This window comes from Nocardia sp. NPDC057272 (genome assembly GCF_042668615.1).
GTDB lineage: Bacteria > Actinomycetota > Actinomycetes > Mycobacteriales > Mycobacteriaceae > Nocardia.
The window spans coordinates 347,882-371,165 of record NZ_JBHUYK010000002.1 but is presented as its reverse complement, the minus strand read 5'-3'; the positions used below and the strand labels follow the sequence as shown (position 1 = coordinate 371,165).

Annotated in this window: 25 protein-coding genes; 11 read left to right on the top strand and 14 right to left on the bottom strand. The window is 65.9% G+C overall.

Annotated features, from left to right (window positions below):
- Position 1 precedes the first annotated feature (1 nt).
- The 4 genes from ACFULV_RS04715 to ACFULV_RS04700 all read right to left on the bottom strand — a co-directional run bounded on the left by ACFULV_RS04715 (position 2) and on the right by ACFULV_RS04700 (position 3,796).
- Positions 2–229, bottom strand: coding sequence for a three-helix bundle dimerization domain-containing protein (locus ACFULV_RS04715; RefSeq protein ID WP_378653167.1), 228 nt, complete (start codon positions 227–229; stop codon positions 2–4).
- 86 nt (positions 230–315) lie between these two features.
- Positions 316–1,449, bottom strand: a complete 1,134-nt coding sequence (locus ACFULV_RS04710; RefSeq protein WP_378653165.1) for a glutamate--cysteine ligase — start codon at positions 1,447–1,449, stop codon at positions 316–318.
- 65 nt (positions 1,450–1,514) lie between these two features.
- Positions 1,515–1,943 (bottom strand): acetyltransferase, encoded by a 429-nt coding sequence (locus ACFULV_RS04705; RefSeq protein WP_378653162.1) that lies wholly within the window; start codon positions 1,941–1,943, stop codon positions 1,515–1,517.
- Positions 1,944–2,338: 395 nt separating this feature from the next.
- Complete coding sequence (locus ACFULV_RS04700) at positions 2,339–3,796, bottom strand: MFS transporter (protein ID WP_378653159.1); 1,458 nt, start codon at positions 3,794–3,796, stop codon at positions 2,339–2,341.
- Between the two features lie 131 nt (positions 3,797–3,927).
- On the opposite strand from ACFULV_RS04700, the gene ACFULV_RS04695 reads away from it, so the two are divergent.
- Together ACFULV_RS04695 and ACFULV_RS04690 are read left to right on the top strand one after the other, a co-directional pair.
- Positions 3,928–4,725, top strand: coding sequence for a TetR/AcrR family transcriptional regulator (locus tag ACFULV_RS04695; RefSeq protein ID WP_378653157.1), 798 nt, complete (start codon positions 3,928–3,930; stop codon positions 4,723–4,725).
- 150 nt (positions 4,726–4,875) lie between these two features.
- Entirely contained in the window at positions 4,876–5,241 is a 366-nt protein-coding gene (locus ACFULV_RS04690) for a VOC family protein (protein WP_378653154.1), read from the top strand.
- Between the two features lie 207 nt (positions 5,242–5,448).
- Here ACFULV_RS04690 and ACFULV_RS04685 read toward each other — a convergent pair whose 3' ends face one another.
- The 7 genes from ACFULV_RS04685 to ACFULV_RS04655 all read right to left on the bottom strand — a co-directional run bounded on the left by ACFULV_RS04685 (position 5,449) and on the right by ACFULV_RS04655 (position 10,110).
- Complete coding sequence (locus tag ACFULV_RS04685; RefSeq protein WP_378653152.1) at positions 5,449–5,862, bottom strand: GNAT family N-acetyltransferase; 414 nt, start codon at positions 5,860–5,862, stop codon at positions 5,449–5,451.
- Between the two features lie 230 nt (positions 5,863–6,092).
- Positions 6,093–6,926 carry a hypothetical protein gene (locus tag ACFULV_RS04680; protein WP_378653150.1) on the bottom strand — a complete coding sequence of 278 codons (834 nt, stop codon included), beginning with the start codon at positions 6,924–6,926 and terminating at the stop codon, positions 6,093–6,095.
- A gap of 58 nt (positions 6,927–6,984) precedes the next feature.
- Positions 6,985–7,308, bottom strand: coding sequence for a hypothetical protein (locus ACFULV_RS04675; RefSeq protein ID WP_378653148.1), 324 nt, complete (start codon positions 7,306–7,308; stop codon positions 6,985–6,987).
- A 17-nt stretch (positions 7,309–7,325) separates the two neighbouring features.
- On the bottom strand, positions 7,326–7,553 hold the full coding sequence (locus tag ACFULV_RS04670) for a hypothetical protein (protein ID WP_378653145.1): 228 nt from the start codon (positions 7,551–7,553) through the stop codon (positions 7,326–7,328).
- A gap of 201 nt (positions 7,554–7,754) precedes the next feature.
- The gene (locus tag ACFULV_RS04665; RefSeq protein WP_378653143.1) at positions 7,755–8,810 is read right to left on the bottom strand and encodes an SEFIR domain-containing protein; all 1,056 of its coding nucleotides are present in this window, start codon (positions 8,808–8,810) and stop codon (positions 7,755–7,757) included.
- A gap of 206 nt (positions 8,811–9,016) precedes the next feature.
- A complete protein-coding gene (locus ACFULV_RS04660) occupies positions 9,017–9,844 on the bottom strand; it encodes a Mov34/MPN/PAD-1 family protein (RefSeq protein WP_378653140.1) in 828 nt (275 codons plus the stop codon).
- Positions 9,841–10,110, bottom strand: a complete 270-nt coding sequence (locus ACFULV_RS04655; RefSeq protein WP_378653137.1) for a hypothetical protein — start codon at positions 10,108–10,110, stop codon at positions 9,841–9,843. The genes ACFULV_RS04660 and ACFULV_RS04655 overlap by 4 nt, the downstream gene beginning before the upstream one ends.
- 122 nt (positions 10,111–10,232) lie before the next feature.
- Between ACFULV_RS04655 and ACFULV_RS04650 the strand changes: the two genes are divergently transcribed.
- The 5 genes from ACFULV_RS04650 to ACFULV_RS04630 all read left to right on the top strand — a co-directional run bounded on the left by ACFULV_RS04650 (position 10,233) and on the right by ACFULV_RS04630 (position 16,197).
- On the top strand, positions 10,233–12,608 hold the full coding sequence (locus ACFULV_RS04650; protein ID WP_378653136.1) for an NB-ARC domain-containing protein: 2,376 nt from the start codon (positions 10,233–10,235) through the stop codon (positions 12,606–12,608).
- 48 nt (positions 12,609–12,656) lie between these two features.
- Positions 12,657–13,193 (top strand): hypothetical protein, encoded by a 537-nt coding sequence (locus ACFULV_RS04645; protein ID WP_378653133.1) that lies wholly within the window; start codon positions 12,657–12,659, stop codon positions 13,191–13,193.
- Between the two features lie 171 nt (positions 13,194–13,364).
- Positions 13,365–14,039 carry an NPCBM/NEW2 domain-containing protein gene (locus ACFULV_RS04640; RefSeq protein WP_378653131.1) on the top strand — a complete coding sequence of 225 codons (675 nt, stop codon included), beginning with the start codon at positions 13,365–13,367 and terminating at the stop codon, positions 14,037–14,039.
- Positions 14,040–14,137: 98 nt separating this feature from the next.
- A complete protein-coding gene (locus ACFULV_RS04635; protein ID WP_378653128.1) occupies positions 14,138–14,971 on the top strand; it encodes a DUF1707 domain-containing protein in 834 nt (277 codons plus the stop codon).
- A gap of 83 nt (positions 14,972–15,054) precedes the next feature.
- Positions 15,055–16,197, top strand: a complete 1,143-nt coding sequence (locus ACFULV_RS04630; RefSeq protein WP_378653126.1) for a serine hydrolase domain-containing protein — start codon at positions 15,055–15,057, stop codon at positions 16,195–16,197.
- A gap of 162 nt (positions 16,198–16,359) precedes the next feature.
- Here the strand turns inward: ACFULV_RS04630 and ACFULV_RS04625 are convergent, their stop codons facing one another.
- Together ACFULV_RS04625 and ACFULV_RS04620 are read right to left on the bottom strand one after the other, a co-directional pair.
- A complete protein-coding gene (locus ACFULV_RS04625) occupies positions 16,360–17,724 on the bottom strand; it encodes an NtaA/DmoA family FMN-dependent monooxygenase (RefSeq protein WP_378653123.1) in 1,365 nt (454 codons plus the stop codon).
- Between the two features lie 10 nt (positions 17,725–17,734).
- Positions 17,735–18,943 carry an LLM class flavin-dependent oxidoreductase gene (locus ACFULV_RS04620; protein WP_378653122.1) on the bottom strand — a complete coding sequence of 403 codons (1,209 nt, stop codon included), beginning with the start codon at positions 18,941–18,943 and terminating at the stop codon, positions 17,735–17,737.
- Between the two features lie 439 nt (positions 18,944–19,382).
- On the opposite strand from ACFULV_RS04620, the gene ACFULV_RS04615 reads away from it, so the two are divergent.
- Genes ACFULV_RS04615 through ACFULV_RS04600 form a run of 4 tightly spaced genes read left to right on the top strand, consistent with a single transcriptional unit; the run spans position 19,383 to position 21,869 of the window.
- Complete coding sequence (locus ACFULV_RS04615; RefSeq protein ID WP_378653119.1) at positions 19,383–19,538, top strand: hypothetical protein; 156 nt, start codon at positions 19,383–19,385, stop codon at positions 19,536–19,538.
- Positions 19,539–19,564: 26 nt separating this feature from the next.
- Positions 19,565–20,626 carry an LLM class flavin-dependent oxidoreductase gene (locus tag ACFULV_RS04610; protein ID WP_378653117.1) on the top strand — a complete coding sequence of 354 codons (1,062 nt, stop codon included), beginning with the start codon at positions 19,565–19,567 and terminating at the stop codon, positions 20,624–20,626.
- The gene (locus tag ACFULV_RS04605; protein ID WP_378653114.1) at positions 20,623–21,468 is read left to right on the top strand and encodes an MFS transporter; all 846 of its coding nucleotides are present in this window, start codon (positions 20,623–20,625) and stop codon (positions 21,466–21,468) included. The genes ACFULV_RS04610 and ACFULV_RS04605 overlap by 4 nt, the downstream gene beginning before the upstream one ends.
- A gap of 5 nt (positions 21,469–21,473) precedes the next feature.
- On the top strand, positions 21,474–21,869 hold the full coding sequence (locus ACFULV_RS04600) for a hypothetical protein (RefSeq protein ID WP_378653112.1): 396 nt from the start codon (positions 21,474–21,476) through the stop codon (positions 21,867–21,869).
- 295 nt (positions 21,870–22,164) lie between these two features.
- Here ACFULV_RS04600 and ACFULV_RS04595 read toward each other — a convergent pair whose 3' ends face one another.
- Positions 22,165–23,196: an aldo/keto reductase gene (locus ACFULV_RS04595; protein ID WP_378653110.1), complete on the bottom strand. Its 1,032-nt coding sequence runs from the start codon at positions 23,194–23,196 to the stop codon at positions 22,165–22,167.
- Positions 23,197–23,284: the final 88 nt, after the last annotated feature.

Below are 23,284 nucleotides of genomic sequence, written 5' to 3'. Positions count from 1 at the left end.
GCTAGATCGTGGCCATCGCCTCGGAGCTGTGCGGGTCCTCACCGGTGACCTCGATCGGGTAGACGCCGACAGTTTGCGCAGCGGCCTTCTCGACGAGCAGCGGAACGAAATCGCGGACACGGGCGTCGGCGAATCGCTCATGAATACGGCGAACCAGGAGCTCGATCCCCGCCGGTGGCTCTGCCGGGAAACGGGCGATCAAGCGTTCGATCACCTGATCGATCTGCACAGATTCATTGTCGTCGCGCATCATCCACCCGCCTGCTCGCTCTCAACTCGCCGGTCGTGTCATCTGCTCCGCTGGGAATCGCCGGTCTATTCGCACCCTTCGACGGTCAGTCGTGCGAGCACAGCGAAGACATTCGCCAGGCCGCCTGCCCGTAGTGCACCGCGTTGCCGGACGGCGCCGTTGCCGCTGGTGAGCACTGCCGCCAACGCATCGCGGGTGAATTCGTAGTCACCGGATTCCTCCAGGGCGGAACGGACGTGGCAGAGCAATTGGGTCAGGGCGTGGCGGGTATCGTGCCGACCCACGATGGTCGTGGGGAATCGTGGGCTGGAGAGCCCGTGGCGGGCCGCGTAGCGGCATGCCGAGCGCAGGTGCGTCCGGGCGATCGGATCGGCGAGGTGCCCACGGCCGATGGCGGCGACCGAGGTGATGACGAGGGCCCGTATCAGACTCGCCAACAGTGTCGTTTCCACGACGGTCGCGGGCACGTCGCTGATCCGGATCTCGATCGTCGGCAGGTGAGCCGACAATCGGACATCCCAATAGACCATCGCCGGGTCGAGGATCTGCCCGTCTTCGGCGAGTCCCGCGACGATGTCGTCGTAGTGCGCTGCCGACTGGAAATACGGTGGTGGGCCGGCACTGGGCCACCGCGCCCACACCATGTGGCGCCAACTGGCGTGCCCGGTATCGGTGCCCTCGGCGATCGGAGAATTCGCTGTCAACGCCAACAGCGCGGGCAGCCAACGACGCAGGTGATTGCTGACCTGCACCGCGAGGTCGCGCTCGGGGACACAGACATGGACATGGCAACCACAGGTCACCTGGTCGGCCAGTGCCTTGAAGTGTTCGGCTATGCGCTGGTATCTCGGCGTGTCGGTGATGGAACCGGCAGGCGGCCCCCAGATCGGTACCCCCACCGCCAGCGGAAGCGAGCCGGAGCGAGCCGCGGCGTCGACGATCGTGACTCTGGCTCGCCGAACCTCGCGGTGTACCGCCTCGATGCTCGCGCAGACGGGAGTGCAGGTTTCGATCTGGCATCGCGAGAGTTCCAGCTGCAATTCGACGTCGGTCCCGGCGGCCGCGACGGTGGTGTTGGTCAGGCAAGGGCGCCCGGTGGCGGGGTCGATCAGCACGAACTCTTCCTCGACGCCGACGGTGAACGCGCGCAGATCGTTGCGGTGTGACCGATCGCGTCGGTCGATCGACAGGGACGCCATCGTTCCTCCTGGTCGGCGTCGCGCCCACCGGTAGACGAGCTATCGGGGAGAGATCCGACGAGGACTCAGCGTTCGGGTCGCCAGGTGGAGACAGCCCAGATGATCACGACACTCAGCGCGATGATCACGATGGACCATGCCGGGTAGTACGGCAGGGACATGAAGTTCGCGACGATGACCAGTGCGGAGATCCCCAGCGCGCCGTACCGACCCCACGTCGACCCGATCGCGAGTCCGACGCCACAGATCAGCGCGACGGCGCCCAGCACGACATGAATCCAGCCCCACGTCGTGGTGTCGAACTCGTAGACGTATTCGATTCCGGCGACATACAACTTGTCGTCCGCGATCGCGGAGATGCCCTGCAGAATGGAGACCGCCGCCAAAATGACAAGCATGAACGCGGCGGCGATGGATATGCCCTCGGCGACCGCCTCCCGCTGGAAGGGCTCTTCCTCGGGGGCGTTGTATACCGGTGACGTGTTGCCGGTCATGATCGACTCCTCGGTGATACTGAGGACCGCCCACTCGACGCGGTTGAATGGAAGCAGGTCCTGTCGGAAACTTCTACTTTTCGAATCGTCTGTCCGTGGACCACGTGTATTGGATATCGTCGCGATGAGGGGTTCTATTCGTGCGCGACTGTTTGCTCGGTGTCGCGGTGCATCATCGAGGATCACATGCCCAGCGAAATTGTCTGCGGGGGTGCAGTATCCGCATTTCGTGGGTTGCTCAGAGTTTACCGGAGTGGATTCCTCTTAACAAGGCGCGGTCCGACGAGAGGCGGCAATCGGCATTCACCCGCAACAATTACGGTCGCGGGTCAGGTGCGGGAGCAAGCACTTCGTCTGGTCGCTGTCGAACTACGTCCGCAGGGGCCGAACGGACGTCAGGCCGCGACCGCCTGCTCGGGTACCTTGACAACGAACAGGCTGATCAGCAGGGCCGCCGCCGTGAAGATCACGGCAGCGATCACGGCGCTGGACATGCCGTGCGCGAGGATATCCGCGGCCCCGGTGCTTTCCTGGGCCCGTTCGGCTCGGGCCGACTGATAGATGGTGGTCAGAATGGCCACGCCCAGCGAAAGTCCCAGCTGCTGGGTCGCTTGGAGCAGCCCGGACGCGGCGCCCATGTCGCGAGGCTCGAGTCCGCCGAGCACGGTCATGTTCAGCGTGACGAAGGCCAGGCTCAGACCGGCGCCGAGCAGAACGAAGGGGCCGAGAACGCCGGTGAAGTAGTTGGTCGATTCATGGGTGGTGGTCAGCCAGATCGCTTCCAGCATCATCAGGACCACCCCGGTGAGCAATACCTGCTTGCGGCCGAATCGGGCGATCAGTCTCGGCGCCGCCTTCGCGACGGCGAACTGGACCGAAGCCATGGGAAGGAAGGCGATTCCGGCGATCAGCGGGCTGAAACCGAGCGCTTCCTGGATGTAGAGCGAGAGCAGGATGTAGGTACCTGCCATGGCCGCCATCAGCAGAACGAATGTGAGGTAGGCGCCGGCCCGAACCGGATCGCCGAGCAGCCGCAACGGCATGACCGGGTGATCGGCGCGCCGTTCGGCGCAGACGAACGCCGCGATGAGCACGATGCCGACAACGATCGGTACCACGGTGACCGGCTCGGCCCAACCGTCGGACCCGTGAGTCAGCCCGTAGACGACACAGACCATGCCGAGGGTGGACAAGATCGCCCCTAGCAGATCGAATGTGCCTGTGTGGCGCTCGGTTTCGGTCAGGTAGCGCAGCGCGAGCACGATGGTCAGCACGCCGATCGGCACATTGACGAAGAACACCAGACGCCAACTCAGGGTGGTGAGGATGCCGCCGAGGATCAAGCCGAGCGTGATACCGAATCCGGTGACCATGGAGAACACCCCGAGCGCGCGCGTGCGTTCAGGCCCATCGGCGAAGGTGGCGGCGATCATCGACAGGGCGGCGGGGCTCGCGAAGGCGAAGCCGACGCCTTGCAGCGCCCGCGCGGCGATCAGCAAGCTCTCATCGGGTGCGACGCCGCCGAGGATCGAGGCGGCCACGACGAGGGCGAGTCCCCAGATGAACATCCGGCGCCTGCCGAGAAGGTCGCCGGCCCGGCCGCCCAGCAGCAGCAGGCCACCGTAGGCCAGTGAGTAGGCACTGAACACCCAGGCGAGTGCCGGTCCGGACATGTCGAGTCCGGAACGGATTTCGGGCAGGGCGATATTGACGACATTGCTGTCGACCGCGACCATGAGCTGGCAGGTCACGATAATGCCCAACACGATCGACAGGCGGCGGTTGTGTCTGCCCGCCGTCTGCGCGGTCTCGTCGTGAGCTCGGGTGGCGGGCTGGGTATCTCGGCTGGTCATCGACATCCGTTCGAAGGATTCGGGAAAGGTCGAGCTGCTGCGCGGCACTGCGCTTCTGCTCTACGCTTGTAGACTGAGATCAGCATAGGCACGTCTGCCTATTTCGTCTACAGATGTTGAGCGAGGTTGCGATGACAGGGCACGAACTCGACGCGGCGTCTGCGCCCGTCAGCCGGGCCGAGCGGCGCAGCCAGACCCGGCAGCTGATCCTGGACGCGGCGCGCGAGCTCTTCGCCGAGCGTGGTTACCTCGAGACCACGATTCGGGCCGTCGCGCAGCGCGCCGATGTTGATCCGGCGCTGGTGATGCAGCATTTCGGTGCGAAGAACGCGCTGTTCGATGCGGTCTCGGGCATTCCGATCACCCTCGACGACGCGTTGGAAGGCCCGCCGGAGGAGCTCGGTGAACGCCTGCTTCGGCACGCCTTGGCGGATGTGGACCGCAAGGACGACCGGACGATGCCGGTACTGCGGTCGATGCTCACTCATCCGGAGGCCGCCCATGCCGTGCGCTGCGCGATCGTGAATCCGGAAACGAGCCCGTGGACGCGCGTGCTGGTCGGCCCGGATGCTGAGCGGCGGTCCGCGTTGATCGGCACGCTGGTGCTCGGAGTGCTGGTCGCGCGCTACATGGTGCACATTCCCGGGGTATCCGATGCTCCGGCGGAACGGTTGGTCGAGTTGGTCGGACCGTGCCTGCGCCCGCTGGTGATGGATGGTTTGCCGCCGGAGCCGAAAGAGCCGAGCACGGCCCTGGCGGCGCTGGCCGAAGCGGACGCCGCGCGTCGGGCTGCTGCTGAACGGGTCGACGAGTGCGCCAGGATCGCGCTGGCCGGCGGCGCGTCCTACGGTGATGTGGGCCGACTGGTCGGGATCAGCCGACAGGCGGCCCGCAAACGGTGGCCAACTGCCACGGCCGTTGACAACTGAAGTTGTCGCTGATCGGCGCGACTTCGATGACGGAAACTCAGTCTGCCAAGATTGACAACCTGAGTTGTCATTGCGGCGCGCACTGCCCGTGTTGTGAGCGTGACGATCCGAAGTGGAGACGACTCGAGACTTGCTCTCTATGGTGGATCGATGGTGTCGGTTAAACAGATCCAGGTCACCTTCGACTGCGCGGAGCCCGAGCGTGTTGCTCGTTTCTGGTCCGAGGTATTGGGGTACGAGCACACCGGCTCGGCATGTGTCGATCCCTCAGGTGTGGGCCCGCGCCTGTATTTCCAGCGCGTGCCTGAGGGGAAGGTCGTCAAGAACAGGCTTCACATCGACGTGCGGGTGGGCACCGGGCTCGTGGGTGAGGAGCGCGTCGCCGCACTCGAAGCCGAATGCGCACGGCTGATCGCACTCGGCGCGGTGCGCCTGCGACTACTGCGTGCCGATGGCGTCAACGAGTCGTGTCTGGTGATGCAGGACGTCGAGGGCAACGAATTCTGTCTCGACTGAGTAGCCGGGAACGCCGCACCTTTGCCGTGGATGTCTTGGCTCAGAGCGCAATTGGGCCCGGGACCACATACCGCCGGAGTGGCCCGGCAATCGGGTGCCCAAGCAGACGCACCTTAATCTGTTCGGGACTGATCTCGATGTCTCCGAGGCTGCGGCGATCGGCTGTGGCGCGCTGCCTTCGCGTGTCCTCGCTGACCGGGCCGGGTATCAGTCGGTGCGGAGCCGGGCGTAGAGGTGCATGTCGTGGCGGCCGTCACTGTGGCGCCCGGCTCCACGCAGTGTGCCCTCGAAGGGGAATCCGCATTTGGCTGCGACCCGGCACGATGGCAGATTGTGGACCGAGTGGGTGAGCTCGATCCGGTCGAATCCGACGTCGTGAAAAGCCCAACGGGTCAGCATGTTTGCGGCGCCAGGCGCGATGGAGTGCCCGCGCCGGGCGGGCAAGGTCCAGTAGGCGAGTTCGGTGACGACCTCGGTGAGGTCCGACTGCCGAAATCCGATGCGTCCGGCGACTTCTCCGTTGCTTGGTGACAGCCCATTGACCGTTGCCGCTGGACCAGGCCGAGCGCCATTGGCGAATCCACTGGCGAACCTGCTCGATGGACTCGGCCGTCCGAACATTGCTCGGATACCTTCGAAGGTCCCGGATCGGTTCAGCTGGGTGAGTTGGCGGTCGACCTCTTAGAGCCCGGCTTGGCGTTGGGCTTCGATGAGGAAAGTGGCGTCGGCTCGATCCTGCCGTAATGCTGTACGCGTAGTCGACAGCGGAGAACCTCGCTGCGGCAGTGATGAACGTATCGGTGCGGCGGCGCGTATCGCCGTTCAGCGCCGCCGCGGTCCGCTCCTTCCGGTCAGAAACGCTCGAGATCGTAGAGCTCGGTCCCGGACGCATCGAAAACGGAGGCGTGCTCGGCATCTGTGAACTCGACGAGGTATTTCGCTCGATTGGGGCTCTGCGTCACTATCAACGTGTACCGGCCCTCCGTATCGGCTTTGCTGGATATCGAGCATGTCATCGGTCCGCCGATGTCGAGCGGTTCGCCGTTGTTGTAGAAGAATCCGTCGCACCGGCCACCGTCGGAATTGAAGGTCTTGGTTCCGGTACCGTCGGATGCTGTCCACGTGCCTGCCATGGCCTCTGCGCCACCACCAGGCTGTGGACCCGAGGTCGGATCGCTCATCAGCCGGTCGGCGGAGAAGCCGAGCAGCGCGACCGCACCGACGACAACGAACGTCGTGAGTACCGGATGGCGCTTGGCCTGATGCACGATCTTGCTCTTCACATTGACCGGGCCGGTGGCGTTGATACCGCCCATCACACCGGCGAAAGTGCCGGAGTTGTTGTACTGCGACCCGGAACCGGCCGGGGCAGGTGGCGGAGTCGGCGGTGCGGTCAGCCGGTCGAGTTCGGCACTGAAGCCGCTGTCGCCGGCGACCGCGACCGAAATGGACCGTTCGGCGGCGACCTGCGTGGCCGAGGACACCGCACCGTTGGTCGCGCGGGCCTCGTTCAGCAACTGCTGTACGGCCGGGTCGCCACCGAGCTTGGCAACCACGGCGTTGCGTACTCGATTCACCGCGAGGTCCAGCGCTTCGTCGGTGAGTCCATTGATGGGTTTCCCGACCCGGTTGGCCTTGCCGACCGCCCAGGCGATCAACATGGCGACGGCAATTTCCACGGTCATTGCGTATTCACCTTTCCCGAAATGCGGATCCGGCCGCGATGGTCCGCGGCGGGCGGGTTCAGCCCCATGTCCCGGAGTCCCAGTCGACGGCGTTGTCGATCGACTCCGCGCCGTTGCGGCCTGCCTTGCCGCCGGTGTCCTTGCTGAATCCGAAGGTGCCGCAATAGGAGTCCACTTCACTGCGCACACCGATGGTGTTGGCGGTGGACAGCGTCTCCAGATCATGGTCGGCCAGTAGGTCGTCGAGGGTGTCGTTCTGGTCCTCGTAGCTCATCGCGGCGAACTCCGAACAGGTCACATCCTTGGGGTCCTGCCCGCACGAGACGGGTGTCAGAGCCACGAGGATGCCTACGGTCACCGGAAGGATGCGTCGGAATGTCATGTGCGGTCCGCTCCCTGTCAACGATTGAGGCCGGCGAAGAGAACGAGCCCGCCGACGATGGGGAGCGCGTAGAACCAATCCGTCATGAAGTAGCTGCCACGCGAGAACGCGATATATCCGCCGTACCCGACGGATAGCAGACCCAGGGCGATCAGCACGATCGCGCCGGAACCATAGAAATTGAATCCCGCTACACAGAGCATGATTCCGAATACTGCTACGAACAATGCGTTGACAAATCGCATTCGATATCCTCTTATCCGTTTTCCGATGGGCGGAGGTGCGCCGATTCGAGCGCACCCCGCCCGGCGCCCGAATCGGCGGGCCTTCTCGTGACGACGCCATGGGCGTTGCCGAATCGAGGATGCACGGCCGCGGCGATGTTCCGGCGCGTGGCGTGGAAACGCTGGAAAACGCTGAACGCCACTGGAAAACGAGAGGTCGGCTCAGGTGAACAGCGTGGGGTTTCCCCAGGCCAGGGCCGGTAATTTGCTGGGGCGCCCGACAGCGGCACCCAAGCCTGCCAGCATCGGATTGGCGACCGTGTCAGGCCGATAGGCGACCAGGCGAAGCCGCAGGACATCGCTCACGTCGTAGCGGATGCGCGCCGGCTCACCATGGGCCACCTCGACCTGTTTCTGCGCCTCGCCGTCGAGGAAGACCTGGAAGTAGCCGATCTGCCGTGCGTCCACGGCGTCGTCGAGGACGCCGACCACGGTTTCGAACTCTCGAAACGACCGGCGCAGGTTGTACTCGATCGGGCTGCGCGGGTCGCCGCAGAAGTTCGCGCAGCGGTGAACAATGCTGTTGCCGTAGTGGATTCCGTTGAGATCGGCTCCGGTGATCTGCAGATCCGGGCCTCGCGTGATCGGGTCGAAAGCGTCGGTGAGCAGCTGTGCCTTGCGTTTACGTGGTGCGTCGGCACTCTGCGGTTCGGTGCGTCGGCTACCGAACTGCGGGCCGACCCACTTGCCGCGACGCGGGGCAGGATGTTCGGTGACTCCGCTGAACGCCGCGAGCAGATCGTTGATGCCCTCGGTCGTGAATTCGCTGATCTCGTAGTGAGTGGTGGAATGGGCAGCCAGGAACACCGGGACCTCGTTGACCGAGCGGCCCGGGAGGATGACCGGCAGGATCCGTCGGGTTTCCCCGCGTAGATCTCTGGTGAGGCCGTCGCGGATGATCGCCGCCTCGAATTGCGCGCCGCGCCCCTCGTCCGCGGCGGCGGTGCCGTCCGCGCGGCGTTTGTAGGCGGGGGAGGCGATGACGAGGACGAAGTCCGCGTTGGTCAGTTGCTCGATGGCCCACAGCGACCAGTCGCGGCGCTCGTAGTCGTCCCAGGCGTCGAGCCGGACGTCGACGCCCGCCTCGCTGCGGAGGAATGTGCTGAACTCGCGCACTAGTTCCTTGTGCTGGGGTGAGTCGTGCGAGTAGGAGACGAACACCCGGGGAGCTACGTTGTCGCCAGCTGCCGTGGTGGCCGCGTCCTGCTCGGTACTCACTGGAGCGCGGTGGGCTGCTCAACAGCCCGCGTCGGTGCCATCATTGTCGTGTTCTTCATTTCTTCCCTTCTGATAAACGTCCCGAATGCGTTCTGCCCGAGTGGAATACGATTAGCAGATATAAGGACTCCACCCATCCGAAGCCGGTGACGGCCCAGAATGGTAGGCGACCGGGACCGGGTTCCGGGCCGCATCGCGGCAGGAATTCACCACGGATCCGGCGCGACGTGTAGCGCACGCGCCAACCGGGATTCCGCTGGAACGGTCAGGTCCCAGGTGAGGGGCAGCGGGAGTATGCGGTGGTGTCGGTGGTCGATGCCGAAGCGATCCAGCAATGTCGACCTGCCACTGTCGAATTCGTCGGTGCGCTCGGCGAGCACGATCGGCGCCTGTGTCGGGTACAGCAGTGGGAACAGCAGCGTCAACTCCAGTCCCGCCGTACGCATCACCGCCGTGACGTGGACGACTCCCTCGACATCGACCGTTCTCGGTGTGGAGACCGATGTGCCGAGTGCTGTCGCGAGACTCGTGCAGTCGCGACCGACCGGCAGGATCTGAACTCGGGCGGGACGGACCTCGACCGTCCCCAGCGGGGTCGGCACCGAGACGAAGACGGACAGGAGACCGTTCGGCAGCAGCACCTGGTGGTCTCTCGTGCGCTGATTCTGGTGCGTGACAATGGGAGTGACGTACCTTCCGAGCCAGGGGGCCAGGCGGAGGCAATCGGTGATGGCCTCCAGGTCGTCTGCCGAGGGGTGCTCCGCGCCCTTGGCGTGCGAGTGCACGATTCCCTTGAGTTCGAGGTCGGGCTCGGTCTCTTCTGTCCGGGTGAGCTCTCGCTGGAACGCGGGCGAGATGCGGAAGGTCGTCGCGGTCGAGATCGCGTCCGGGTCCGGAAGGAACGCTGTGATCAGGGGAAGCCCCAACGGCCCGAGCAGTCCGCCGCCACGTTCCGGCGGGTGGGCGGCGACGTGCCGGTCGATCGCGGTGAGGACGGAGTCGACGAGAGAGATGTGGCGAAACACTCCGCTCACGCGCCCCGGTGGGCATCGCGCCGGAACCCGTTGCGGTCCACGGGTAGTCGATGTCGCGCCGTCGCGGTCGGCGCGTCGAACGTCTCGGTGGTGACCTGTGAGAACTGGCGGTCGAGGAGTTCCTCTGTTCTGTCCACCAGCAGAATTCGCCCGTCGGTGTCCAGCACCAAACCGTACGGACGGGACGGGGCGCCACTCGGCCCCGCCGTGGTGTCGTCGAAGGGGATATGTTCCAGGGATTTCGGTCGACTCATCGCATCGGACACGGTCGTCTCCTTCGGTAGACTGAGCCGTCATGCCAGCACGATCGAGGTGCGAGGCGCCTGGGGTTCTGGAAAGCACTCGAAAACCCTGAGCGGTGCTGTGCGATCCGAGCAGGAGGCTGACGATGGGCGGCAAGGAGCGAACACCGGAGATGGAACGATTCGCCGGTGAGCTGAACGCTGCCGCACTGCGAGCCGAGAAGACGCACGGCCGGGTGGAGTGCTCACGAATAGCCAAGCAGCTCAACGTTTCTACCAGCAGTGTGTACGCGTATTTGAAAGGAAGCACACTGCCGAGCACCGGGCGTCTCGACAGATTGCTGGCGGCGCTGCACATCTCGGGGGACGAGGCCAAGCGGCTGACCGATCTGCGAGACACGCTCGAGATCGAGCGGCGCGGCGAGTCCGGGGGTGTCAAGAGAACCGTCGATGGCGGTCGCGATCCCGAGACCTCGGCAGGGGTGGCGAACCAGCACACCTACCTGCCGCGCGACATCGCGGTTCTGCACGGTCGCGAACGCGAACTCGACCGAGTGATCGCGATAGCGGGAGCCGGTAGCGCGGTCTGTGTGCTGTCGGGTCTCGGAGGTGTGGGCAAAACCGCGCTCGCGGTTCGCGCCGCCCGCCGTCTGCTACCCCGATTCCCCGACGGCTGCCTGTTTCTCGACCTTCACGGATACGCCGCAGGGCCGGTCGTGGCAGCGGAAGTAGCCGCGGGCGCGCTGCTACGCCAGTCGGGTCTAGATCCTGAATTAGTTCCCGCTCAACCGGATTCGCGAATCTCGCTACTGCGGGAGATGCTCGGTGCGGGGAAATATCTCGTTCTGCTCGACAATGTCCTGGACGCGGCCCATGTGGCGCCGCTGCTGCCGGGAGCGGGCGCCTCCACGATTCTGGTCACCAGCCGCGGCACGCTCAACGGACTCGACGAGGTGGATCGAGTGCCGATCGGACGGCTGGCGGACGAGGATTCGGTAGCGCTGCTCGATCGCCTCACGGGCGGGCTGCCCGCTGAGCGCACACCGACTCCTCAGCAGAGCGCCGCGATCGCTCGGCAGTGCCACGGACTGCCGGTGGCTGTGCGGATCGCCGCGGCGATCCTGCGCAGCGAGATGTGGCCGACATCCGCGGGAGGAGGCGCCGAGCCGCTGGTCGAGCTGGAGATGCTGCACGACGGCGATCGCGATGTCGCGACGTTGTTCGAGCACTCCGTGGCTCGCCTGCCGGCGGATTCGGCGCGCGCGTTCACCGTGCTCGGCCTGCACCCGGGGACGAGTTTCGACCTCCGGAGCGGCGCGGCCCTGATGGGCGTGGAGCCCTCGGCGATGTGGCGGCACCTGCGCCTGCTGGTCGAGGTGAACCTGCTCGAACCCGACGCGCGCGGGCGATACCGATTCCACGATCTGTTGCGCGACTTCGCGCGTCGTCGCGCCGTCGCATGCTTCGACGATGTCACCACGCGGGCGGCCGTCACTCGCCTCGTCGACCGGTACACCGTGTTCGCCGACGGCATGGACCGGATCCTGACCCCGTCTCGGCATCGCGCGCAGATGGCGCCCAGCTCGCTCGGCCTCGACGCGACGGTATCGACCTACCAGGAGGCCATGCGGGCGATGACCGCCGAGCGCGACAACATGGTCGCCGTGGCACGTGCCGCGGCCCGGTACGGGCTCGACGAGCAGTGCTGGCAGCTCGCCTTCGCGGTGCGTGGGTTCGCGTTCATCACCAAGGACATCGAGTTGTGGACCGAGACCCATCGGCTGGCTGTGGCCGCTGCGGTGCGGGCCGGCAATCAGTACGCGGAGGCTGTGACCTGCAACAACCTCGGTCTCGCCACGATGACCGCCGGTGACGACGTGGCTGCTGCGGCGCTGTACGAGCGAGCCCGGCTGCTGTTCGTGCGTCTCGGTGATCGGCACGGCGAACACACCGCTGTGGCCCACCAGGCATGGGTGCACGTGCGCAGGCGGGAATTCGAGCAGGCGCTGAAGCTCAGTCTCCGCGCACTCGCGTTCGTCGACGTGCACGGCACTCCACGCAACAGGGCCATCCTGTTGCGTGATACCGCCCTCATCGAGGTGAACATCGGCCGATTTTTCGACGCCGTGCCGAGGCTGCTGAAAGCGTCGGAGATGTTCCGGACGTTCAACCTGTTCGTCGACGAGGCCATGACCTCGAACGTGCTCGGCGACGCTTATCTGGCGCTGGACGATCTCGCTGACGCGTGGGAGGCCTTCGACCGCGCTGTCGCGCTCGGACGGATGGCGGGCAGTCCCGTCGAGCAGGCTCGTGGCCACGACGGGCTCGGAAAGGTCGCGGGCGCCCGGGGCGAAACGGCGGTTGCGCGACAACACTGGCGCACTGCGATCGATCTGTGCACCCAGGTACGTGACACTGCTCGTGTCGCCGAGATCGCGGCCCGAGCCGAAAAGTTCGAGTCTCGTTCAGAGGGGACGGCGACTCCTGTCGGAAGTCGGCTGGAAAACTCTGTAATCGCCTGAACACCAGCACTATCCCGATTCGGCCTCGCCGTCACTACGGTGAAATCCGTGAACATGGTCGCCGCTCTCATCACGGCCGTGACGACCGTCTCGGTCGCCGGACTCGCCTACCTGCTCAACCAGCGCGGCCAGCTCGCGCAGGAACGCCGGCAGGCGCGATTGCTCAGGATCAGCAGGCAGATTCGTGAGCTGTACGGCCCGCTGCACGTCATGGTCGACATCAACGAGCGCATCTGGGAGAAGCTGCGTGAATCGCAGTTGCCCGCCGCGTCCCACCGCCGTCCCGACCTCGCCACCGACAACTGGCGTCGGTGGCGCGACCACGCGTTGATGCCGGTGAACCGGGCGATGCGTGATCTGATCATCGAACACGCCGATCTCGTACCGGACTACCAAGTACCGGAACCGCTGCTGACGTTCTGTTCGCATGTCGCGTCCGTCGAAGTGCAACTGGCCGCCGAATCCGACGGCGTGCACGTTCGGTCCTTGGTGCCGCACCCGGGTGCGACCTATGTGCGCTATGTGCGCGACACCTACGGACAACTCAAAACCGAACAACAGAAGCTGGTTCGCGCGGTGGATTGACCCGACCGACCGGAATTCAATTCCGAACGGTATCGATTCGGGCGTTCCGATTTCGCCGATCAGGTTGCGGCAGAACAAATAGTGACGTATTTATCTACCCGGTGGGTGTGCTGTCGGCAACGCTGCCGCGAACAGTGTCACCACTGTCATGGATCTGGACTGGAGCATGTCTTGAGTTTCATCAAAGCGAGGCGATCGCGATGGCTGGCCGCGACGACGGTGTCGGCCTTGGCGGTCGCAGCTCTCGCGAATGCCGAAGGCGCGTTGTCGTTTCTGGAGCGACTCACCTCGGCGACCTCGGCATCGCCGGACCCGACGTCGACGGACGAGCGTGCCCTGCCCACCGCCGCGACGACGCCCACCATGTCCGTCGTTCCCACATCGAAAGTCGTGTCCCCGACGGTTGCGCCCTCCGCTGGGTGGTACGAGCTGACCTCGTACCGATCCGTCACCTGGAACAACGGATTCGACCCGGTCGATCCTGTTCGGATCGGTTCGGCGAGCTTCCCCAGCAGCATCGTCGGGTACTACCCGTCCACGACGTCCGACCCGATGAACCGCGCGATATGGGCGGTGGGCGGCAAGTGTGATCGTTTCTCGGTCTGGATCGGCAAGGACGCCGATTCCGCTTCGTCCGACGGTGTGGGCCGTTTCGTTGTGCAGACCGATGATCGAGAGGCCTTCGCGGGCGAGATGTCGATGGCGGACGCCGCCCGCGAGGTCGATATCGACATTTCCGGTGTCGTCCGGCTGACGTTGCTCGACACGAGGCGATCCCAGGATGCCAAGAACGCGTGGGGAAAGCCCCGGGTGCACTGCACTGAGCCCCCCGGTCGCAAGCGCTGAGCCGGGCGTCGGCGGGGTAATTCTTTCGTCAAAGTTACTACTTCAGCAAACTATCGGCTGAGTGTGGATTTCCCGCACTCCGTACATCGGAAGAGAAAATGACTCCACGGATCGGGACAGTCGAAAAGGATCGCGCTCTGGCGGTTCTCACCGAGCATCAGGCGGCCGGTCGCATCGATCTCCGGGAATTCGATCTGCGGGCTCAACAGATCACCTCCGCTGTCACCCAAGCGGACCTGGACGCCATCTTCGCGGACCTGCCGTCGCCCGCGGACGATCGACGCAATCCGTGGCTCGTGGCCACCGTCGCGTTGGGGATCACGTGTGTCCTGCTGATCGGCGCGGTGGTGGTACTGGCCACGCAGCGCTCGGCCGCCACGACGAGCGAAGTAGCGGCGACCGTTTCCACGACCCCGCCGCGGGTGAGTGCCGTTGCCACCGCTGCGACTTCGTCTCGATCTGCCACGGCCACTTCGACTTCGACGACGACCTCGAGTTCTACCTCGGGCGCACTGTCGGATGTGAGCACCGATGCGGTGCAGTACGTGATGGATTTCAAGGCCCTGTCCGGAGGAAAGTACTCGGATCTCGAGGTCGGGCCCAGCCAGGTGTCGGGGACGTCCTACAGTCGCTCTGTCCTGCTCGAGCCCTACTTCGAGCAGTTGGCGTTCGTCGAGTACGACCTGGGGCGCAAGTTCACCCGGCTCGATGGAGTGCTGGGCATTCAGGACGATTCGACGCCCAGCGACATCGCTGTGCAGTTCCAGATCTACGCCGACGGAGCGCTGCTCACCGATGTGGTGGTGAAACTCGGTGCCACGGTGCCGGTCCATCTCGAATTCGACAAGCCGCTGCGCCTACGGCTTCAAGTGACCGATACGACCGGCGGTAACTGCGTCGGAGTCTTCGGAGATCTGCGCGCCACTCGATAGTCGTCGTCGGTAGTGTCAGCACTACCGGGTTTTGGGGAGTCGGCAGGCTTCTCGTGGCAGGGCGTTCTCCCTAGTTTCATGGGATGCGGATGAAACTTGCGATGCTGGGGATGACGGTCTTGATAGCCACGTCGTGCGGCGTGGATACTTCGCCCGGCGCCACGGAAGCGGGGCGGGCAGAGATCACGGACGCGCTGAACAGTGCGGTGCGCCAGGGCTATCCGGGGGCTCAGGCGGTGATCACCGATAGCGGGCATACCTGGACAGTCACCGCAGGTGTGGCCGACCTGGATACCGGCAGGCCGTTTTCCGACGACGATCGGCTCCGGATTGCCAGTAACACCAAGCCGTTCGTCGCCACCGTGATGCTGCAGTTGGTGGCTGAGGGCAGGGTCGAGTTGGATGCGCCGGTGGAACGGTATCTGCCGGGGGTGGTGCACGGGCCGGGCATCGACGGCGATCGGATCACGATCCGAAACCTGTTGCAGCACACCAGTGGGCTGCCCGAATATGCGGCCGAGTTCGGGGCGCCGCCCAAGCCTGGCCAGGTCGCGGGCCTCACCGAGCAAGTCCGGTGGGGGATAACGGATATCGCCCAAGTGGTCCGCGACGCGCTCACCGCGCCCGCCGATTTCGAGCCCGGTGCGCGATGGGCATACTCCAACACGAACTACGCCATCGCCGGCTTGGTGATCGAGCAGATCACCGGAAACCTGGTGGGCGCTGAGGTCACTCACCGCATCATCGAGCCCCTCGGCTTGCAGAACACCTATTATCCGAGTTCTGATGAAGTCGACATCCGTGGCCCACATCCGAAGGGGTACACCGAAATTGGTGGCGTACGAGTCGACTACACCAGCCAGAACGTATCGTGGGCCGGTGCGGCCGGTGCGATGGTCGCCTCCGGCGCGGACCTGAACCACTTCTTCCTCGCCCTGTTGGACGGAAAGCTGCTCCCGCCCGCGCAATTGGCGGAGATGAAGAACGTCCGGCCAACCGGAGTGGACAGCAAATGGGCCTACGGTCTCGGCCTGGCGCGAATCACCATGTCGTGCGGCAACGAGCTCTGGGGCCATACCGGCGGTCTGTCGGGCACGGTGACCTATGACGGCGTAGTCCTCACCACAGGCCGTGCCATGACGATCGCCCTCAACCAGGACCTGATGGATGACCGCTACCAGGAAGGCTCGCGCGCTTTGGACGCTGCCGCCTGCTCGGCACCCTAGGGTCTGTGTCGTAGTCCTATCCGGCGCGGCAAGGACGAGTACCGCGCCGGCGGCCAGTGCTGTTAGGACCCAGGGGGACGCCGCGGATCCGTGAGATCGCGGCCAGGTGTGGGACGGTCTGCTGTGGGCACCGGCACGAGATGCCCACAGCAGCAACATCACTCAGGCATCGACGGATACGGTGGCCGATCGGAGGTCGGGCAGGCCGAGGTTGTCTCGCAGGGTGGTTCCGGTGTACTCGGCGCGGAGGGCGCCGCGGTCTTGGAGCAGGGGGACCACGCGGTCGACGAATTCGTCCAGGCCGGTCGGGACGAGGTGGGAACCGAGGATGAAACCGTCGGAGCCGTCGCTGCTGACGAAATCGTCGATCTTCTCCGCGACCTGGGCCGGTGTTCCGACGATCGGGCCGCGCTCGAACTGGTCGATCACGGTTTCGCGCAGGGTCAGCTTCTTGGCCTCGGAGACCTCACGCAACCGTTCGACCGTGGCGAAACGGTCCTGGTGCAGGAAGGCGCGGCCCTGGATGAACGGTGCCGCGTCGGGATCGGGCTCGACATCGGGGATCGGCCCCTCTGGGTCGTAGCCGGACAGGTCCCGGTTCCAGATCTGTTCGAGCAGTATCAGCGCGGTCTGTCCGGTGACCTGTTCGTTGCGGATGGCGTGGTACTTCTCGATCGCCTCGGCTTCGGTGTCGCCGAGGACGAAACTCGCCGACGGCAGGATCTTGATGTCGTCGGGCGAGCGCCCGGCCGCTACCGCGCGAGCCTTGATGTCGCGATAGAAGTCCGCGGCTTCGGGAAGCTTGCCGTAGGGGGAGAAGATGGCGTCGGCATTGGCGGCGGCGAAATCGCGTCCCTGTGGTGAGACGCCGGCTTGCAGGATCACCGGCCTGCCCTGCGGGCTGCGCGGCACCGTGAACCGGCCGGAGATGTCGAACTGCCGACCGCGGAACTCGAACGCACCGGCATCGGGCCGGGCCAGGAATCGCCCGCTGTCCTTGTCGGCGGCGATATCGTCGACGTTCCACGAATCCCACAGGGCTCGAACAGCATTCAATGTCTCCTCGGCCCGCACGTACCGGTCGGCCGGGTCGAGGTAGCCGCCACGCCGGAAGTTCTGTCCGGTGAACGCGTCGAAGGAAGTGACCACGTTCCAGGCGGCGCGCCCGCCGGAGAGGTGATCGAGAGTGGCGAACTGCCGGGCGAGTTCGTAGGGCTCGTTGAACGTCGCGTTGATGGTGCCCGCGAGGCCGAGGTGCTCGGTGACCGAGGCGATGGCGGCCAGCACGCCGAAGGTGTCGGGACGGCCGATGATGTCCTGGTCGAAGATCTGGCCCGCGCGTTCACGCAGGATGAGTCCTTCGGCGAGGAAGAAGAAGTCGAACTTGCCCCGTTCGGCGGTACGCGCGGTGTGTTCGAAGGAGCTGAAATCGATCTGGCTGCCCGCCTGCGGGTGCCACCAGGCGGTGTGATGGTTGACGCCGCCGAGGTAGGCGCCGAGGATGACCTGCTTGCGGGGTGTACTCATCGGTGGGACCTCACACTCTGGCGTAACGGTTGGGCACGGTGGTCGACAGGCCGAGTAGTCCGCGCAGGGAACCCTCGGGGTAGCTGGTGCGGAACAATCCGCGATGCTGCAGGGCGGGCACGAGTCTGCCCGCGATCGCGGCCAGGTCATCGACCGCGACACCGGGACGCAGCCGGAACCCGTCGACACCCTGGGCATCCCAGTCGGCGAGCAGATCGGCGAGTTCCTCGGCGCTACCGGTGAAAGTGGCCGCGTCGGAGGTGAATTCGGCACCGGACTGGTCGTTGAGCCGGGACAGGCGTTGCGCGCCGGTGTCCTCGTCGGTGTCGAGGAAGACGACCACGTCGGCGTAGACCCGCAGCGGTTCGCCCACCCTGGTCGCGGCGGCGGTCGCGACCTGTCGCAGGATCTCCGCCGGTCCGTGCTCGCGTGTGGGTGTGACGAAGACGAGATCGGCTGCCGCGGCAGCGAATTCGTAGACGCGCTCGGCGTGGCCGAGTGCTGTGACCACCGGCTGACCTTGTGGTGGGCGCGGGGTGATGGCGGGACCGCGGACACTGAAGAAGCGGCCTTCGAAGTCGATGTAGTGCAGTTTGTCGCGGTCGATGAAGCGGCGGGTGGCGACGTCGCGGATCTCGGCGCCGTCCTCCCAGCTGTCCCATAGTCGCCGCACCACCTCGACGGCGTCGGTGGCCTCCTCGAACAGTGCTTCGGCGTGTTCGGGGAGATTGCTGGTCGCGATGATGTCGGCGAACTCGGCGGGTGTCGGGTCGGTGATCTCGCGGCGCCCGAAGTGCTGGGCTTCCTCGGCGCCGGCCGAGACTCGAACCTGCCAGCCCGCGCGGCCACGGGAGGTGTAGTCGAGGGTGGCGATGGCGGTGGAGACGTGGAACGGTTCGGTGTGGGTGGTCGTCACCGTGGGGATGAGACCGATGTGGTGGGTGGTCGGGGCGAGCGTCGCGGCGATGAGATGTGCGTCGAGACGGGCGCGGACCTGGTCTACGGCCTCGTCGTCGCGGGTGTGCAGCGGACCGGGCACACGCAGGCTGTCCTCGATCGTGACGAAGTCGAGCAGACCGCGCTCGGCGGTGCCGACAAGGTCGGCCCAGTATCGGGCGCTGAACAATTCGGTGGGCCGCGAGTTCGGTGCTCGCCAGGCGGCCGGGTGCCAGCCCGCGCCGTCGAGCGCGACACCCAGGTGCAGTGGGTTCGGTGCCATCGTCTGCCATTTCTGTGGTTCGGTGAACGGTGCCTGATGCAACGTCCCATGCCGGGCACCGAGTAGTAGGCCGGATCCCGGGCGGCCAGTCGGAATACGGGCGGCACAGCGATGCCGGCAACGATCACCGGTGGCCAGCGGGGGTGGCCGGGTGAACACGACCGGTCCGCTGTGGCGAGGTCAACCATTGAATTCAGCCCGATCGACAGGAAATAGGCTGTCGCCCCGCAGATCGCCGCGCACCGAACTTGCGAGGATCAGGAATGCCGCGCCGTGGCCCGCGGCGGATCCTCGTCGCCAGACGCGTCGCACCGACTTCTCGCTCTGCGGGAATTTATCTCCGTTGACCTCCTGTCTACGCAGGTAGAAGCGGTACTGCTCGGTATGAAGCGGAGGTAGATAAAGGCTTTCGCTCGTTGTGCGGGTCGATACTTTCGACGTGAACGCAGCGCACGACAACGCGAACGACGAATTCCTCGTCCGAGTGCGCGACTACACCGAGCAGGTGTTGCGACCCGCCGCTGGCCTCTTCGTCCTGGTCCAGGGCCAGACGACAGATGTCCGTCGCGCCCAGCTCGCTGCGCTGGCCCGCTGATCACCACCGAACGGAACCACCGAACAATGAGTCTCGAATTCCTCTGGTACATCCCCAATCAGGTCACGCCAGGACATCGCGGCGAGCCCGTGGCCGCCGACCACAACAGCCTGGACACGCTGACCACGCAGGCGAAGGCGCTGCAGGCGCACGGCTGGAAGGGTGCGCTGCTCGGCACCGGCTGGGGCCGCCCCGACACTCTCACCGTCGCCGCGGCGCTGGCGGCGCGGACCGAGTCCTTCGAGCCACTCATCGCGATCCGGCCCGGCTACTGGCGCCCGGCGAACTTCGCCTCCGCAGCGGCGACCCTCGATCACCTCTCCGGTGGCCGGGTGCGGGTGAACATCGTCTCCGGCAAAGACGACCTGGCCGCCTACGGCGACAGTGAGGGCGACCAGGCCGACCGCTACGCCCGCACCAAGGAGTTCCTCCAACTCGTCCGCAAGCTGTGGACCGAGGAGAACGTCACCTACCGTGGCGAGCACTTCCAGGTCACCGATTCCACGGTGGTGCCCCGCATCGAGCCGCGAGGCGACCGCCGTCATCCGACGCTGTACTTCGGTGGCGCCTCCGAGGCGGCGGAACGGGTCGCCACGACCGAGGCCGATGTCCAGTTGTTCTGGGGTGAGCCGCTGGAAGGGGTGCGTGAGCGCATCGAACGGTTGCGCGCGCTGAGCGCCGAACTGGGTCGTGAGCACGCGCCGCTCGAATTCGGTTTGCGCATCACGACTTTCGTCCGCGACACCACCGAGCAGGCGTGGGCCGATGCCGAGGCGAAGGTCGCGGAGATGGCGAAGAACAGCCAGGGCGCCTCGAATCCGCACCGCCGCGCCGCCGTCGGCCAACAGCGACTGCTCGACCTGGCCGCGCAGGGCGAGGTGCTCGACGACAATCTCTACACCGCGCCGGGCAAATACGGTGGCGGCGGCGCGGGTACCACCTGGTTGGTCGGTTCCGCCGAGGATGTGGCGAAGTCGCTGCGCAAATACCGCGATCTCGGCATCACCCATTTCGTGCTGTCCGACACCCCGTATCTGCGCGAGATCGAACGCCAGGGTTCCCAGCTGCTGCCGCTACTCGGCGAGTGAGTGCCGCCGCTGTCCTGACCGTCGACCCGGTGCGCAGCCGACGGTTCCGGCTCATCGCGGTGTTCGCGGTGACCCAGACCGTCGGCTATGGCGCGATGATCCAGGCGTTCACCGTGCTGCTGGTCCCGATGTCGCATGCTCTGGCGGTCTCGCGCACCGAAATCGCCGCCGCCGCCACCATTTCCACGCTGATCGGGGCGCTGGCCGCGGTGCCAGTGGGCAATCTGCTCGACCGCTACGGTGGGCGGGCCTTGATGACGGCGGGGTCGGCGCTGGGCGTCGGCGCGGTCGTGCTGTGGTCGCAGGTGCAGAACGTGGCTCAGCTGTACCTGGCGTTCACGCTGATCGGTGTGGCACTGGCCACCTCGACCTATGAGGCGGCGTTCGCCGTACTCGTAGTGGCCACCGAACCCGAACACCGGGATTCGGCGATCGTCGCGGTGACCACGGTCGTCGGACTGGCCACCAGCCTGTACTACTTCTTCGCGGGCTGGCTCGAGACGCAACTGGGCTGGCGCACCACACTTCTGGTGTTGGCGGCCGGATTCGCGGTGATCGTCGTGCCCGCGCATCTGTGGGCGGTGCCGGGGCGGGCCGCGCACACCAGCCGGGTCGCGCAACGCACCGGCGTTCCCCGCGGCGACGCCCTCCGTGACCGCAAATTCTGGCTGCTGGTGGTGTCTTTCGTCGCCCAGAGTGGGTCCACCTCGGCCTTCCTGCTGATGATGGTCACCTATTTCCGCGACATCGGCTATTCGCCGCCGCCCTCCCGATCGCCGTCGGCGTCACCCAGATCGCCGCCCGCCTGGCCCTGGCCCCGATGGCTCGCCGCTTCGGAATGACCTGCGTGACAGGAGTGTCTTTCGCCCTGCAGGGGGCGGGATTGCTGGCACTGCCGCTGGCAGGCACCTCACTGCCGCTGACGCTGGCCTGCATCGTCGCCTTCAGCACCGGCTACGGCACCAGCGTGATCGCGCGCCCCTCCATCGTCGCCGACAGCTTCGGCGTCCCCCAGTTCGCCGGCATCCTCGCCGTGATGACGGTCCCGATCGCCCTTTCCCGTGCGGGCGCGCCCTTGGCCGCCACCTGGCTCGGTGACTGGCGATTCCTGGTAGCCATCGGGCTGGCCGCCCTCCTCGCCGCGATCGCGCTGATTCCGCTGTCGCGCACCCCTCCGGTCGACCACCCGCCGGTCCCGACCCAGGACTCGGTCACTGGGCACCACTGCGGCGCGGCCCCGTAACCGAGTCCGGGACACGAGAAACGGTGCCGGGGAGATCGTCGACGCTGATCGTATGTCTGGACCCGACCGCGTCCGGATGATCGACATACCGAAAGATGCTGCGGCAGTTGGTCTCCTGGTGGGGATGATATCGACCGCCGCGCGCCCCTTCGTCACGTGAGCGAGCGCCTGGGATCGCCGAGCGAGATCGTCGGGGGAGTTGCAAATCGTCAAGGGGTGTCGATGTAGGCGAGCGGGTCGGCGGGGTCGGATAGCCGGGCTCGGCGGGAATGTCGCGGTCGTGTGCGGAAAGAAATCAGAGCTTCAGGCCGGTGCCGTGGACACCGTGCTCCTCGATCAGAGCGAGTTCCTCGGCGGTGAAGTCGGGGAAGTTCAGCGCGGCGGTGTTGTGGTCTAGCTGGGCCACCGAACTCGCCCCGATCAGTGCCGAGGTGACCTCGGGGCGGCGCAGCACCCACTGCAGGGCCAGCTGGGCCAGCGACTGCCCGCGCGCGGCGGCGATCTTGTTCAGCTCGGCGGTGCGTTGCCGGTAGGTCTCGTCGATGACATCGGGGGACAGGAACGTACTGTTCTGCGCGCGAGCGCCGTCGGGAATGGTCTCGAGGTACTTGTCGGTGAGCAGGCCCTGGGCCAGCGGTGAGTAGACGATCACACCGAACCCGTCCTGGGTCGCGGTGTCGAGCAAACCGTTCTGTTCGGGGCGGCGATCGTAGATCGAGTAGCGAGCCTGGTGGATCAGCAGCGGGACACCGGCGGCGCGCAACTGCTCGGCGATGTCATGAGTGCGGTCGGGCAGGTAGTTGGAGATGCCGATGTAGAGCGCCTTGCCCTGCTGCACCGCGCTGACCAGCGCGCCCACGGTCTCCTCGAGCGGGGTGTCGAGGTCGGGGCTGTGGTGGTAGAAGATGTCGACGTAGTCGGTGCCGAGATCGCGCAGGCTGTGCTCGAGGGAGTTCAGGATCGACTTGCGCGAGCCGCCGCGCAGGTACGGGCTCGGCCCGATCGCGTTGCCCGCCTTGGTGGACAGCACGATCTCGTCGCGGTACGGCGCGAGATCCTCGGCGAGCACCCGGCCGAAGTTCTTCTGCGCGGCGCGGTGCGGGGGACCGTAGCGGTCGGCGTTGTCGAAGTGGGTGATGCCCAGATCGAAGGCGTGCAGGATGATCTCGCGCTGGGTGGCGAAGGCGTAATCGGCGCCGAACTTCTGCCACAGCCCGAAGGAGAACGCGGGCAGGTCGAGGCCGGAGGTGCCGGTGCGCCGGTACGGGACCTTCTCATAGCGGTCTTCCGCGGCGGTGTAGGTGCGGTCGAAGTGGCCGTAGCTCATCAGGGTGGATCTTTCTCTCGGTGGATCGGAACAGACCGGTGGTCGGGGGTTGTGGTCGGCGGTGGTGCGGGCGTTGCGCCGATGCCAG